Genomic DNA, 14,479 nt, shown 5'->3' on the forward strand with positions numbered 1-14,479 from the left:
GTGTGAAGAGAGAGCGCCAGAAAGGCGTCATCGTATATGGGGAGGGAAACTTGCGCGCGCACCATCATCTGTTGGCCACGTCGGCGATAATCTGCTGCTCGGCGACCGCATCGTTCGCGACCGCGCAGATCCGCCAGTTCGACATCGCCCAGCAACCTGCCAGTTCCGCAATCCCGATCTTCGCGCGCCAGGCCGGCGTCGAAATTCTGGCATCCGGACCCGCCGTCGAGGGCGTTCTCGTCAACCGGGTGCGCGGCAACATGGAAGTTTCGAAGGCTCTGACCCTGCTGCTCGCCGGGACAGAGCTTGTTCCGGTCGTCAACGGCTCGAGGATCGTCCTGAAGCGCACCGAGGCACTGAAGCGGGTTGTCGCTTCGGTGCCTCCGGTGCGCAGGCCGCCTTCGCCTGTCCAGGAGGCTTCGCCGGTCGCGGCGGTGGATGCGCAGGTGGAGGAAGCGGCAGCGCCCGAGCAGGATATCGTCGTCACCGGCGTCCGCCAGTCGCTCGAGCGTGCCGCGAAGATCAAGGAAGACGCGGTGCAAGTCGTCGACGCGATTGTCGCGCAGGACATCGGCAAGTTTCCCGATCCCACCACCGCCGCCGCGCTCCAGCGCGTGCCGGGCATCCAGGTCCAGAACGACAGCAACAACGAGCTTTCGGGCGTTCGCATCCGCGGCCTCGCCGACATCATGACCACGGTGGATGGGCGCGAGGTGTTCACCACCACCGGCCGCGGCTTCAGCCTCGTCGACATGCCCGCCGAGGCGCTTGCCCGGGTCGAGGTGTTCAAGTCGCAGACCGCCGACCAGATCGAGGGCGGCGTCGCGGGCGGCATCGATCTCAAGCTCAACAAGCCGTTCAACTTCAGGGAGCCGGCGCTGGTCGGGAGCGCGCGGCAGACCTATGCGACGCGTGTCGGCAAGGCGAACCCCGCGCTCAGCCTGCTCGCGACCGACCGGTTCGACACCGGGATCGGCGAGATCGGCGTGCTGGTCAACGGCACCTGGTCGCATGCGGATTCGATGCGGACCACGGCGTTCATGGACATGCGTCGCAGCTCGGGTGTCGCACCGCTCAACACGCCGGGCTATCTGATCCCGCAGGTCATCCAGAACATGCCCGATGTCGGCGAGGTGACCCGGAAGCAGGTCAATGGCGCGATCCAGTGGCAGGTCAGCCCGTCGGTTCAGGCCTATGTCGATGGCTTCTACACCTATTTCCAGACGACTGCGGGCTTCACCGGGTTCAACCCGCAGCCCTTCACCAACGGCACGTCGATGACCAACGTCGTCGCCAGCGACAATTGCTTCGACGCACGCGTCAACGCCGCAGGCACCAACCCGACGATCAGCGTGGATGCGCAGGGCAGGTCCGTTCTCCAGCCCTTTACCGTCCAGCGCATGTGCGACGTGAAGAGCGTCCAGTTCAACAACATCGTCGTCAACCAGAACTCCTCCTCTCTGCGCTTTACGCAGGAGGCAAAGCAGATCGCCGGCGGTTTGCGCTGGGAGCAGGACCGCGCGCATGCGGTGCTCGATTTCGGTTATCAGACGTCGAATAGCCTGCGCGAGAATGTGAACCTCGAGGCCGGACAGCGGGTAGCGACGATGCTGCTCGAAACCGATGTCGATGGCGGCCCACGCATCACCATGCCGGCGGGCGTGCCGATGAGCAGCGCCAATCTGTCGCTGCGCAACGCGTTCAACCAGAATTTCACCGACGCGGACGGCTCGTTGTTGCAGGCACGCGCGGACGGCGATTACGAGCTCGGCGGGCTGCTCAGGAAGGTCGAAGTCGGCATACGCTTCGCCCGGCGCGAGGCGGTGCAGCGCGACGTACAGTCCACCACACCGATTCCTTACGGCAATATCGGCACCGGGACCGAAGCGACGGCGCGGCTGATCTCGTCGCTGCCGCTGTCGCCGAACATCATCGGCATCATCGGCGAGCTGCCGCGGGTCAATGGCGGGACGAGCTTCGTCGGCATCGCGCCGTCCTATCTTCGTTCGAAATCCGGGCGGAATGAGTTGCGCAGGCTGCTGAACCTGCCGCTGCGCCAGCCCGACTGGAACCCTACGCGCCAGTTCGACGCGAAGGAGACCACGCTCGCCTCGTACGTCCAGGGCACTTACGAAGTGCCGCTCGGGAACGTCACGCTGGACGGTGTGGTTGGCGTGCGCGTGATCAAGACCGATCGCGACATCAGCACGTTCCGGAGCGTGGCTGGCGCGTTTGTGCCCGTCGACGTCAGCACCTCCGACACCGACGTGCTACCGACGGCGACTGCGCGTCTCAAGTTTCCCGGAGGCTTCCAGACCCGGCTCGCTTATTCGCGCAGCATCCGGCGGCCCGAGTTCGGCGACCTCAATCCAACCCAGTCGCTCGCGATCACGGTCAATCCGTTTCAGCTCAGCACCGGCTCGGCGGGCAATGCCGAGCTGCGCCCGCAGCGTTCGGACAGCGTCGACGCGACGCTCGAATATTATTTCAGGAGCGGCTTCGTCGCGATCACAGGCTATTATCGCCGGATCAAGGACCGTGTCGTCACTGCGTCGAGCCAGGAGACGATCGACGGGATCAACTTCCTGATCTCGCGCCCGCGCAACGTCGGCGAGGCAGAGCTCAAGGGCATCGAGACCAGCGCCCAATATTTCTTCGATTTCCTGCCCGGCGATCTCGCCGGGCTCGGCATTCTCGGCGCCTTCACCATCGCCGACTCGAAAATCGGCGGCGACGATCTGCTCGCCGGCAACGCGCTCCAGGGCGTCTCGAAGTATAATTTCACCATCGGCGGACTCTACGATCGCGGTAAATTGAGCGCGCGCGTCGTCTACACCTACCGTTCAAAATATTGGAACGAGGACAATAGCGGCGGCGTCCAGCTGCGCCCCTATGATCCAGATCGCCCGGTGACGGATCCGTATCTGCCGACCCTGCTCAGCTGGATCCGTCCGGCGGGCCGGCTCGACTTCAGCGTCGGGCTGGACGTGACCGATGCGCTGCGCTTCGACATCGGAGGGACCAACGTGCTGCGCAACGAGACCAAGCAATATCGCGGCGCGTCGTGGCTGAACAGCAAGGTCTATGGCGACGAGACTACCTACACGCTCGGCGCGCGGGTGCGGTTCTGATCGATAGCTGCCGCGCGCGCCGGCTGTTGGCGGCGCGCGCGGCAGCCAAAGTTGCGTGAGGAGAGTTGAATGAAGCGCGCTTATGTTATGCGGTCCGTCGTAGCCGCTGCGTCCCTGATGACCATCGCCCAGACCGGTGCGATGACGCAGCAGGCCGAGGCGCAGGTACGGCCCAATCTGGTGGTGTTTCTCGCCGACGATCTCGGCAACGACCTGACACCATGGGGCGACAAGAACGTGCGCGCGCCGAATCTCGCCAAGCTGGCGCGAGACGGGATGGTGTTCGATCGCGCCTTCGTCGCCTCGCCGGCATGCGCGCCGAGTCGCGCGGCCTTGCTCACTGGGCTGATGCCCGCGCGTAATGGCGCCGAGGCCAACCAGAAACGGCCGCGCGCAGACGTCCGCAAGCTGCCTTCGTATCTGCAGGCGCTCGGCTATGAGGTCGTCGCGTTCGGCAAGGTTTCGCACTACCAGCAGACCGGCATGTACGGGTTCGATCATTTCGAGCACGATACCTTCCACGATCCCGATGGCGTCGCCTCGGCGATCAGCTGGCTCAAGGCGCGCAAGGATAAGCGTCCGCTGGCGATCTTCGTCGGCAGCAACTGGCCGCACGTACCGTGGCCGGAAACCACCGAGGGCTATGATCCGGCGGCAATCTCGCTGCCACCCAAGACCGTCGACACCAGAGCGACCCGTGATGCCCGCGCGCGCTATTATGCTGCGGTCTCAAGGCTCGACAAGGAAGTGGGCGACACGCTCGATGCCGTCGATCAGGTCCTGGGCAAGGACACGTTCGTGCTGTTCTCGTCCGATCACGGCGCGCAATGGCCGTTCGGCAAATGGAACCTCTACGACACCGGCACGCGCGTGCCGACGATCGTGCGGTGGGGCGGCCATATCCGGCCTGGCACGCGTACGAGCGCGATGGTCAGCTGGGTCGACATCCTGCCGACACTGGTCGACGTGGCCGGGGGCAAGGCGCCCGCCGGAATCGACGGCCAGACGTTCGCGCCCGTGCTCCGCGGCGAGACGGACAAGGGTCGCAGCGAGATCTACACGACGCACAACAACGACGGCAGCATCAACGTCTATCCGATGCGCAGCGTGCGGACCGATCGCTGGAAGTATATCAGCAACCTGCACCCCGAATATGTCTACACCACGCATATCGATCAGTGGGTGAAGCGCGTGGATTCGGGGAAATATTTCCCGTCGTGGCGCGAGGCCGCGAAGGACGGCCCGGCGGCAAAGGCGATCGTCGACGCCTACTATCATCGCCCCAAGGAAGAACTCTACGACCTCTCGGTGGATCCCGACGAGAAGCACAATCTGGCCGCCGGCCCCCGTCAGGCGGGGGTGCTGAAGTCGCTCCGCTCGAGGCTCGCGGCGTGGCGCGCCGAGCAAGGTGACAACCATCCGGTGGAGGGCACGCCGCATCTTCAGGAAGGCCCGCTTTACGGCGAACCGGATCCGGGCACGAAACCATAAGCGGGCAATTGCACGTGGCGCCGGCATCCCGCCGTGCGACATCATTGCGAACCACCACGTCGGTCCGGTGCTCGGCCTGCTCGCTTTGCCGGTCGTGCCCTCCTGCCATGACACTTGAATGGACAACGCGTTGAAACCCGGCTTTTCCGACCAGGTCCGGTTTGCCGGTATGCGCCGCGTCCCGGGCGGCCGCTTCCGGATGGGGTCCGAGAGCTTCTACCCCGAAGAAGCGCCGGTTCGCGCCGTGCGGGTCGATCCCTTTTGGATCGGCGAGACACCGGTGACCAACAGACAGTTCGCGCGTTTCGTCGAGGCGGCTGGCCACGTCACACTGGCGGAGGTCGAGCCGGATCCGGCCGACTATCCCGGGCTGGACCCAGACTTCGCATTGGCGGGCTCGCTGGCCTTCCAGAAGACTGCTGGGCCGGTCGACATGGCTGATTTTTCCCCGTGGTGGACGTTCCGCCCCGGTGCCGACCGGCGTCGCCCTTCGGGGCCTGACTCCTCAATCGAGGGGTTAGAGGACCATCCGGTGGTGCATGTCGCCTATTCCGATGCCCATGCCTTTGCCCGATGGGCCGGCAAGGCGCTTCCGACCGAGGCGGAATGGGAGTTCGCGGCGCGCGGGGGGACGGACACAGAATATGCATGGGGGGACGAACTCGCGCCCGGCGGCGCCATGCTGGCCAATTACTGGCAGGGCCTCTTCCCCTTCGCGAATACTATGCTGGACGGGTTCGAGGGGATTTCGCCGGTGCGACAGTTCCCGCCCAACGGCTTTGCGCTCTACGACATGATCGGGAACGTCTGGGAATGGACGTCAGACTGGTTCTCCGTACCTGGGGCCGGCGACCGAAAGGTGGTGAAGAAGAAGTCGGGCGCGTGCTGCGCCATCCCTAGTCCGAGGGGAGGGCGTGAGCGCAAGAGCTACGATCCCAGCACGCCCCAGGCGCGCATTCCGCGAAAGGTGTTGAAAGGCGGCTCACATCTATGCGCGGAAAATTACTGCCAGCGTTACCGGCCGGCAGCCTGCCACCCCCAACCCGTGGATTCGGCCACCACCCATATTGGCTTCCGCTGCGTTAGCCGCGACTAAGCCGCGACTAGCCGCGGCGCGTTCGAGCCGCCACGGACGTCACAAGGCATTACGTTCGCACTCGGATGACCGATGGCGTCCATCGCCTCAAGCGCGCGGATCCATGATGCGGACACCGGCGCGATGCGTGTCGAGCTCGGCGGCTGAGGGCCTCGATATCGACGTGCGAGATTGCATCCAGGGACGTTCGATCACGCAGTCCGATTGTAAAATTGCTTCGCATGCCAAAGCAAATGCCGGAAAAGGGGGGAAGCCATTTGCTTGAGGAGCGGCGCTCTAGGCCAGTAAATGGCGGCTGCTATCACCCTCTCGACGTTCCAAAGCCGCCAGTCTGCATTCGGCCCACGAGCGGCCGTTTCTCCTTGCGCGGTCGAACGGCGGAAGCGGGCTGTTTGCCGACCGTCGGCTTTTCGACCGAAACGTTCCAGTTGCAGTCACCCGGGCCCCGCCCGCCCCCCAGACCGGCCATTCATTCACGTGAAATCCACAATACCCGAGCGGCGCCGTTTCAAAGAATTCACAGCAGCTTATCCAGCGTGATCGGGAGGTCGCGCACCCGCTTGCCGGTCGCATTGAACACAGCGTTCGCCACGGCTGCGGCCACGCCCGTAATGCCGATTTCTCCTATTCCTCGCGCGCCCAGCGGGGACCGCGGATCAGGGATGCCAGTCCAGATCACGTCAATATCGGGCACATCCATGTGAACCGGGACATGATAGTCGGCAAGAGTCGGGTTCATGATCCGACCGCTACGCTCGTCGAACAGCGTCTCCTCCGTCAGTGCAAGGCCCAGTCCCATGATCATGCCGCCGCGAAACTGACTGGCCGCGGTGCGCGGATTGAGGATCGCGCCGCAATCGAACGAGCCGAGCAGCCGATCGACACGGATTTCGCCCGTCACCTCGCTGACGCGCAGCTCGCAGAACATCGCCGCCGTGCTGTGCATGGCGAACTTCAGCATCTCGAGCGGCGGCGTGCCGGAGGCGGTGACGCTCACTTCGTCGCGGCTCGCGCGCGACAGGATCGACCGGAAGCTCTCGTGCCGGTCCGGCTCCCCGGCACTGACGAGCCCCTCCTGCGCCAGGCGGATCTCGCCCGGCCGAAGACCCGCAAGCGGGCTGTCGTTGCCGGCCAGGCGAAGCAGCTCCGTCGGCAGCTTCTCCGCAGCGGCGAGAACCGCCCCGGCGAGCGACACGGTCTGCCCTGATCCGCCTGCCATCGGCGCGGCGGGGAGCGCGGAGTCGCCGATTTCGACGGACACGGCGGCGAGCGGCAGACCGAGCCGGTCTGCGACCTGCTGTGCCAGCACCGTCGCTGTTCCCATGCCCATTTCCTGACCCGAGCAGGCGAGGCTGGCGGTTCCATCACGCCGGACGGTAAGGCGAACGGCGGCGCCCGGCATGCGCACATAGGGAAAGCTGCCACTGCCGCAGCCCATGCCGATCCGCCACTCCCCCTCGCGGCGTGCGCCCGGGACCGGCGAGCGGCGGTCCCAGCCGAACCGGGCGGCACCATCGGACCATGACTTTGCCGGCGCATGCTGGGAGAAGGGTGCACCGGTGATCGGATGCTTGTCCGGCAGGTTGCGCAGGCGCAATTCGACCGGGTCGAGCGCCAGCGCATGCGCCAGTTCGTCGACCGCGCTCTCCAGGGCGAAGGTGCCGATCGCCTCGCCGGGCGCGCGCATGAAGGTGTTGGGAACCACGGCGAGATCGATATGGCGCTGAAGGATCTCGAAGCTCTTCGCGCGATAGGCGGCGCGCGTGCCCAGCGTATAGGCTTCGGGGCAGGCGCCATAGGGCGGCATCACCGACCAGCCATCGTGCAGCAATGCGGTGAAGCGCCCCTCTTCGTCAGCGCCGATGGCGACGCGCTGCTCGGTCGGGCTGCGGCCACCGACGATGCGATACACGCCCTCGCGGCTGAGCTGGAGACGGAGGGGCCGGCCGACCATCCGTGCCGCAGCCACGGCCACGACCTGATGGTCCCAGAGCCCTTTGCCCCCGAACCCGCCGCCGACATAGGGCGAGAGAACGCGGACCTGCTCGCGCTTGAGCCCGAACAATTTCGCCAGCGTCGCCGCCTCGGGAGCGATCATCTGGGTCGTGTCGTGGACGGTCAGACCGTCCTGCGCCCAGGCAACGGTCAGCGCGTGGAGCTCGATCGCATTGTGGTTCTGCCACTGGGTTCGATACAGATTGTCCACCTTGTGCGAAGCGCGCGCCAGCTCGCGCTCGGCGCGTCCGAGCGACAAATGGTTGCGCTCGATCAGCAGCGACGGGATCACGCGAGCGCCTGCCTTGGCATCCTCGAAACGCGTCTCGGCGGGTACGGCGGCATAGTCGATCGCGATCAGCGCTGCGGCGTGATCGGCCTGCTCCTGCGTCTCGGCGACCACCGCCGCAACCACCTGGCCGTTATAATGCACCTGATCGTCCTGCAGGATGGGCAAGCTGCTGTTCCCCGTGGCGGTCAGGTCGGTCATCGAGATTAGCGACGGGCTGGCGACCCGCGGCATGTTGCGGTGCGTGACGACAAGCAGCACGCCCGGCGCCGCTTCGGCCGCACTTGTGTCCAGATGGGCGATGCGGCCGCGGGTAATGGTGCTGTGCACGAGCGCGGCGTAGCAGAGGCCCTCCATCGCCACCTCGGCCGAGAAGCGCGCCCGCCCGCGCACCTTCGCCTCGCCGTCGATGCGCGGCGCCTGCCGGCCCACCTCGCCGCGCCGACCGATCAGCGGGTCGGGCGTGCCGCCGGGGAGCCACTGGGCCGGGACCCAGCCCAGCGCCGTGCGCACCGAGCCGACCAAGACGTTCTGCACCCTGCTCATGCCAGCTCTCCGCTCAGTTCGGTGAGGACCGCTGCAAGCGTCCGCTGGGCCAGCGGCACCTTGAAGGCGTTGCCGGGTAGCGGGGCCGCTTCCTGCAGTTCCGCCGCCGCGGCCCCGGCGAATGCCTCGGCGGTCGCCAGTTGTCCGCGCAGCATCGCCTCCGCTCGCAACGCCCGCCAGGGCTTGGCCGCAACGCCGCCAAGCGCGAGGCGCACATCTACGATCCGGTCGCCGTCCAATGCCAGCCCGGCCGCAACCGAGACGAGTGCAAAGGCATAGCTCGCCCGGTCACGCACCTTGCGATAGGTGGAGCGCGCCGCGACGCCGGACGGCGGGAGTTCGACGGCGACGATCATCTCGCCCGGGGCGAGCAGCGTCTCCACATCGGGCCGTTCGCCCGGTAGCCGGTAGAAGTCGAGCAGCGATACCCTGCGCACCCCGCCTGCACTTGCGAGATGCACCTGTGCGTCGAGCGCCGCCAACGCGACCGCCATGTCGGAAGGGTGCGTTGCGATGCAGGCCGGCGATGCGCCCAGTATCGCATGGTAGCGCGTGAACCCGCCCTGGGCGTCGCACCCGCTGCCGGGTGCCCGCTTGTTGCAGCGCGAGCCGGCGGCATCGGCGAAATACAGGCAGCGGGTACGCTGCAGCAAATTGCCGCCGACAGTCGCCATGTTGCGGATCTGCGCGGAAGCGCCGGCGAGGATCGCGCGCGACAGCATGGGATAGCGCGTCCGCACTAGGGGGTGGGCGGCGACGCTGCTGTTGCGGGCGGCCGCACCGATCACGACGCTGCCGTCCGCCGCCTCTTCGATGATCGTCGAGAGGCCGGATACGTCAACCAGCACTGCGGGCTGCTCGACGCCCTTGCGCATAAGGTCCACCAGATTGGTCCCGCCGCCAAGGAGCCGGTGCCCCTCTGCCGCACCCAGCCGGATCGCATCGGCAGTGCTGTTCGCGCGAAGATAGGAAACGGGGGTCATGCCGCCCGCTCCGCGGCGGCTGCCATGATTGCCTCGATGATCCCGTTATGCGCGCCGCAACGGCACAGATTGCCGCTCATCCGTTCACGGACTTCGTCGCGCGACAGAGTGACAGGGCCGGAGAGATCGTGGGTGACATAGCTGGGCACACCGGCCTCCACCTCCGCCAGCATCCCCGACGCCGCACAGATCTGGCCGGGCGTGCAATAGCCGCACTGGAGACCGTCATGCTCGAGAAAGGCCGCTTGGAGCGGATGAAGGCCGTCGGCGCCGAGCCCCTCGATCGTGGTGACGCTGCGGCCGTCCGCCTGGACGGCAAGCGTCAGGCAGGAGAGTACCCGGTTCCCGTCGATCAGGACCGTGCATGCGCCGCACGCGCCCTGATTGCAGCCGACCTTGGTGCCGGTTAGGTGCAGCCGCTCACGTAGCAGATCGAGCAACGACACCCGAGCCTCATCCGGCGGTGCGACATCGGTTCCGTTTATGCTGATTGCCATGAGCCACTCCCGGCGCTGTGCGATGTGCGCACCGGGAAGATTACTGCGACAATCGTATTATTCAACTATCGTATGAGATGATCTTCGCCATCATCGCGATGAGTTGCCGCCGCTCCGCCACCGACAGCGGTTCCAGCATACGCCGATGCAGCTCGCCGTACATTGCGGACAAGGCGTTCACGCGCTGCTGCCCCGCTTCGGTCAGGCGCAGCGCAACGGAGCGGCGATCCGCTTCCGGACGATGGCGCTCGAGGAGGTCGCGCTTGGCGAGGCGGTCGGTCGCCGACGAAATCGTCGTGTTGGCGACGCCGATGTGGCGTGCTGCATCGGTCGGCCCGCAGTTCGGATGTGCGGCCACGTAGAACAGCACTTGCTTGTCCAGCTCGTTGAGCGGCGTTTCGGGCGATAGCGCCTCCGCGAGCTTGTAGCGCCGCGTGAACAGGTCGAACGCCTCGCCGAGCGCCGCGAGTTCTTCGTCTGTGGGCATCGTCATGGCGACGGCATAGCCGGTCGCCGTCCGTACATACCAGTCGATTTGCGAGCCGGGTCAGCCATGGAGAGGCAAGAGCTCGGGCCGCGCCCGGCGCCAAGGTTCCTGCCTTTGCGCCTGACCCGATCCAGTCAGGCGGCGGGATTAAGTGGAGAAGGGAGTGGCCCGGTCAAAGCCTCACCTGCACCTCGATTGCCGCCTTGTCGATACCTCGACGCCCTGCGCACGATGGAGTCGCGGCAGAATCGAACGCGGCCTCGTGACCGGGCTACACCGCCGAAAAAGGGAGATCAGAAGTTCGCGCGCAATCCAATGCCAAAGGTCTGGTCGCTCAGGAAGAAGGAACGCGGCCTTTCAGGCACGGTGAAGACCTCTGTCCCGCGCTGGTTGGTGATGTTCGACACGTCGACGAAGACCGACAGGTTCTTCCGCAATTCGTAGGTTGCGCTCGCATCCCAGATGCCGAACGAACGCCGCGTTTGCGGCAAATTCAGCGCGCCGCCGGGATTGAGATTTACCGGATAGCTCTCGCGCCAGTTATAGGCGAGCCGGGCGCGGAACCCGCCCATCTCATAGGTGAGTGTCGCATTGTAGGTGCTGGGCGAAAGACCCGATAGAGGCTCGTTGCGCCGCAGCGTCGAATTGTACCGGTTCGAGTTGATCTTCGTATAGCTGAACCGCCCGCCGAACCCGCGCAGCAGCCCGGGAAGGAAATCATACTGTTGCTGATATCCGAACTCCCAACCGTCAAGCTTCGCCTGATCGGCATTGACGAGCTGGTCGATCAGGAAAGTCTGGCCATCGATGACTTCGGGAAGCGAGACCCGCTGATAATAGCCATCAATGTCCTTCTTGAAGTAGCCAACATAGATGAAACCCGGCCGTCCGAAATACCACTCCACTGTGCCGTCATATTGATGTGCCTTGTAAGGCATCAGGTTGGGATTGCCCCCCGAGCCGCGGTTCTCGTCATAGTCGAGCGTCCGGGTCGGGGAGAGGTCGAGAAAGCTCGGCTTCGACATCACCTGCGAATAGGCTGCGCGAACCACGAGGTTCGGCGTGATCCGCAAGGCAAGGTTCACGCTGGGTAGTGCAGCGCTGTAGCGGCGATCGATATCGACCGGCTCGAACGCGCCGGTCGATGGCGCCGTGCGGAAGCCATTGGCGTCCTGCCTGGTGCCAATGAAGCGTACACCCACATTGCCGGTCAGCCGCATGCCTGCGACCTCCTGCCGGATCTTCGCCATCACATAGGCCGCACGCGTGGATTCGTCGAAGGAATAGGCCAGCAGCGGCTCGATAGCGGGGAAATCTGCCGGAATCCCATAGGCCTGGAGCAGGCCGCTGAACTCGCGAACCGAGGCGGGCGTGGGCCGGAGCCACACCGTGTCGGTCAGCTCGAACCGGTTCGCGAAAAGGTCGTCCGGGGTCGGATCAAGGATGTCCGCCAGGGGAGTGCTCGGGGTGCGGCCGATCAGGTTGACGCCTTCGTCGAAGCCGATGCGGTCCGCCGTGCGGCTGGTGAAGCGGACGCCCCATTGCAGCGCCTGGACGATCGGCAGGTCGACGTCCCAGGTGATATCCAGCCGTGCCGCCTTCTCGACGCCTTCGTTCGGATAGTTGTAGGTCGAGATGCGGTCGGGGCGATAGGCCGCCGGGTCGAGCAGGTCCATGCCCTGATAGTCGTAGAAGGGCGTGTCCGGCCGCAGATCCATGAGATAGAGCGGCGCGATGCCCCCCACGGTGAAGTCGCGCCGCATCTCGTTCTTGGTGCTGCGCAGATAGCTCAGATCGAGCGCGGCCTGCATCTTGCCGCGGCGCAGCTTGAAGCCGGCCGCCGCCTGCCACACCGAGTTCTTCTCGTCCTGGATGTAGCTCGTCACCTGGAACGGCACGTTCCGGAACGTGCCGGATTCGAACGTCAGATTGTCCGGCCGCACCGTATAGCCCGGCTGGAGCGCGGCGCGCGCGCCATAACGGGTTTCGTTGAGCCGGGCCGCGATAAACGAATGGTCCTGCGTGCCCGAATAGCTGTTGTAGATGCCGTCGATGTAAAGCTCGATGCCCGGCTCCTTGTACTGGATCCGGCCGCCGACCGCCCAGCGCTCGAACTCGCCCAGCGAGTAGCGCGTGGTCAGCGTGGTGGGGACATAGATGCTGTCGGCAGGATTGTTGTTGTTGGTCAGGCCGTCGCCGCTGCGATCGACAAGGTTTCGCCGGTCCGCGAACGCGTCCACCGCCAGCCGGTCGGTGCGGAAATTGCGGCGGTCATAGAGGCCCGAGACCAGCACGCCGAGCTTGCCGTTGCCGACCGACCAGTTGTTCCCGACCAGGCCCGAAACGCTGGGATTCACGCTGTCGCTGAGGCGCCGATAGATACCGCGCACCGTGGCCGACGCGGTCGGGCCCTTGAGGTCCGCGGGGCTGCGCAGCCGCACGTCCACCGTTCCGCCGAGCCCCGCCTCGATCTGGTCCGCCTGCGGGCTCTTGTAGACGTCGACCCGGCCGACCAGGCCGGCGGGGATTTCCCCAAGGTTCAGCGAGCGGCCGACACCGCTGAAGATGGATCGCCCGGCCAGCGAGGTCGTGATCTGATTGAGGCCCCGCACGCTGACGCCGGATCCCTCCCCGGTGAACTCGTTGCGATCGAGCGCGATCCCTGGCACGCGCTGCAGCGCCTCGGCGACGTTGAAGTCGGGGAGTGCGCCAATGTCCTCGGCCACGACGGAATCGACGATCTGGTCGGATTCGCGCTTGGTGTCCTGTGCCGACCGCTCGCTCGCACGTGCTCCTACGACGATAATCTCCTCGCCGGGCGCAGGCGACGGCACGTCTTGCTCGGTGGCTGGCGTTTGCGCCCCGGCGGGCGTGGCATGAATAATCGCCAGCAAGGCCCCTGAACACAGCAGCCACTTCTCGCCTCGCATCGCACTCTCCCTTGTGAGGCGCACCTGATCTTTTGATCATCGCTACATCGCCTTTAGCGGATTGGTATGATCAATCATTTTATTGGTCAAGCCTCTTGGGCTGTAAGAGGAGCCAGCTGTCTGACGCAGTAACATTTTTTGGTCTGGCCAAATGGTCCACGCAGTGCGGCGATCTGCGGCGCGGTGCCATTGCGCAGGTGTCCTTCGATGGACGAGTGGCCGTCTCAACCGGTGCGCCCGACGAAAGCGAACGACTTTCTGGAATCCGCCGCCAAATTGCGCTCTCGGGCGCAACCGCTTGTGAACCTCGCAGCGCCGGGCCGTCATCGATCGACAGGATGGCGCCGCTACCTGATGCCCTCGATCGGCGGCGATGGACCGCGGCGACCCGACACGGCCTAGGAAGGGAGCGGGAGAGCGTTCCGCATTACGCGACAGAGCTAATCGCTGCGTGGAGCTACTGGCGCATCGACGGGATTGCTACCCGATTCGAAGGACGGTTCGACGGCGTATGCGATGGATCTGCTCGCACCGCGATCGAACGAGCAAGCCCTTGTCGGAACAGTGTCAGGAATCCCATGCAACGCCTTGTCGCCGGTAAACGCACCGCTCTCCTAGCTATGGGCATCGTCACCATGCTCGGTATGGGCCTCACAGGAGGTGAGGTCAGCGCTCAGCGCTGGAACGCGAAGCAACGCGAGGACGCGCGCACCTGCGAGAGCTTCGGCAACAAATATGGAACACGGGCCTTCAGCGACTGCATGCTTGCCCAGCAGCACAGGCGCGATACCCGGCAACTGAGGTCGCTTGAGGAGAGTGAAAGGCTCTCGCAGCTCGCGAAGGACGGCCAGATCATGGCCGACCGGGCCCGCCGGCAGCGTTGCGAACGCAACCCGAACCGCCGGGAGTGTCGGCGCAGATACTTGTCCGAGTGACCACAGAAGACCCGCAGGCGGATCGGCGCCCGGGCGCCCAATCAAGAAAATCACCGCGCTGGCGTAGCGGGATCACCCTGATCGGCAAGTCGCCAGCGC

General features: G+C 65.4%; 9 protein-coding genes. 4 read left to right on the forward strand and 5 right to left on the reverse strand.

Annotation, left to right across the window (positions count from 1 at the left end):
- The first annotated feature begins 50 nt into the window (after positions 1-50).
- From ACMGDH_RS01145 to ACMGDH_RS01155, 3 genes are all read left to right on the forward strand, one after another.
- Positions 51-3,131: a TonB-dependent receptor gene (locus ACMGDH_RS01145; RefSeq protein WP_436826084.1), complete on the forward strand. Its 3,081-nt coding sequence runs from the start codon at positions 51-53 to the stop codon at positions 3,129-3,131.
- 117 nt (positions 3,132-3,248) lie between these two features.
- Positions 3,249-4,622: a sulfatase family protein gene (locus ACMGDH_RS01150; RefSeq protein WP_436826085.1), complete on the forward strand. Its 1,374-nt coding sequence runs from the start codon at positions 3,249-3,251 to the stop codon at positions 4,620-4,622.
- Between the two features lie 169 nt (positions 4,623-4,791).
- A complete protein-coding gene (locus tag ACMGDH_RS01155; protein ID WP_436827197.1) occupies positions 4,792-5,718 on the forward strand; it encodes a formylglycine-generating enzyme family protein in 927 nt (308 codons plus the stop codon).
- Between the two features lie 517 nt (positions 5,719-6,235).
- Here the strand turns inward: ACMGDH_RS01155 and ACMGDH_RS01160 are convergent.
- The 5 genes from ACMGDH_RS01160 to ACMGDH_RS01180 all read right to left on the reverse strand — a co-directional run bounded on the left by ACMGDH_RS01160 (position 6,236) and on the right by ACMGDH_RS01180 (position 13,349).
- A complete protein-coding gene (locus tag ACMGDH_RS01160) occupies positions 6,236-8,548 on the reverse strand; it encodes a xanthine dehydrogenase family protein molybdopterin-binding subunit (protein WP_436826086.1) in 2,313 nt (770 codons plus the stop codon).
- Positions 8,545-9,531: an FAD binding domain-containing protein gene (locus ACMGDH_RS01165; RefSeq protein ID WP_436826087.1), complete on the reverse strand. Its 987-nt coding sequence runs from the start codon at positions 9,529-9,531 to the stop codon at positions 8,545-8,547. The genes ACMGDH_RS01160 and ACMGDH_RS01165 overlap by 4 nt, the downstream gene beginning before the upstream one ends.
- Positions 9,528-10,028, reverse strand: a complete 501-nt coding sequence (locus tag ACMGDH_RS01170; RefSeq protein ID WP_436826088.1) for a 2Fe-2S iron-sulfur cluster-binding protein — start codon at positions 10,026-10,028, stop codon at positions 9,528-9,530. Before ACMGDH_RS01170 ends, ACMGDH_RS01165 begins: the two co-directional genes overlap by 4 nt.
- Before the next feature lie 61 nt (positions 10,029-10,089).
- The gene (locus ACMGDH_RS01175) at positions 10,090-10,521 is read right to left on the reverse strand and encodes a MarR family winged helix-turn-helix transcriptional regulator (RefSeq protein WP_436826089.1); all 432 of its coding nucleotides are present in this window, start codon (positions 10,519-10,521) and stop codon (positions 10,090-10,092) included.
- A gap of 287 nt (positions 10,522-10,808) precedes the next feature.
- The gene (locus ACMGDH_RS01180; protein ID WP_436826090.1) at positions 10,809-13,349 is read right to left on the reverse strand and encodes a TonB-dependent receptor; all 2,541 of its coding nucleotides are present in this window, start codon (positions 13,347-13,349) and stop codon (positions 10,809-10,811) included.
- Positions 13,350-14,023: 674 nt separating this feature from the next.
- Here ACMGDH_RS01180 and ACMGDH_RS01185 point away from each other — a divergent pair.
- Complete coding sequence (locus ACMGDH_RS01185) at positions 14,024-14,380, forward strand: hypothetical protein (RefSeq protein WP_436826091.1); 357 nt, start codon at positions 14,024-14,026, stop codon at positions 14,378-14,380.
- The last annotated feature ends 99 nt before the right edge of the window (positions 14,381-14,479 follow it).

This window comes from Sphingomonas radicis (assembly GCF_051400635.1).
Taxonomy (GTDB): domain Bacteria; phylum Pseudomonadota; class Alphaproteobacteria; order Sphingomonadales; family Sphingomonadaceae; genus Sphingomonas.

Bases quoted from the DNA above. Each gene is read 5' to 3' on its own strand.
- ACMGDH_RS01150 (WP_436826085.1), top strand. From the start codon at position 3,249: ATGACCATCGCCCAGACCGGTGCGATGACGCAGCAGGCCGAGGCGCAG.
- ACMGDH_RS01155 (WP_436827197.1), top strand. From the start codon at position 4,792: ATGCGCCGCGTCCCGGGCGGCCGCTTCCGGATGGGGTCCGAGAGCTTC.
- ACMGDH_RS01160 (WP_436826086.1), bottom strand. From the start codon at position 8,548: ATGAGCAGGGTGCAGAACGTCTTGGTCGGCTCGGTGCGCACGGCGCTG.
- ACMGDH_RS01165 (WP_436826087.1), bottom strand. From the start codon at position 9,531: ATGACCCCCGTTTCCTATCTTCGCGCGAACAGCACTGCCGATGCGATC.
- ACMGDH_RS01170 (WP_436826088.1), bottom strand. From the start codon at position 10,028: ATGGCAATCAGCATAAACGGAACCGATGTCGCACCGCCGGATGAGGCT.
- ACMGDH_RS01175 (WP_436826089.1), bottom strand. From the start codon at position 10,521: ATGACGATGCCCACAGACGAAGAACTCGCGGCGCTCGGCGAGGCGTTC.
- ACMGDH_RS01185 (WP_436826091.1), top strand. From the start codon at position 14,024: ATGCAACGCCTTGTCGCCGGTAAACGCACCGCTCTCCTAGCTATGGGC.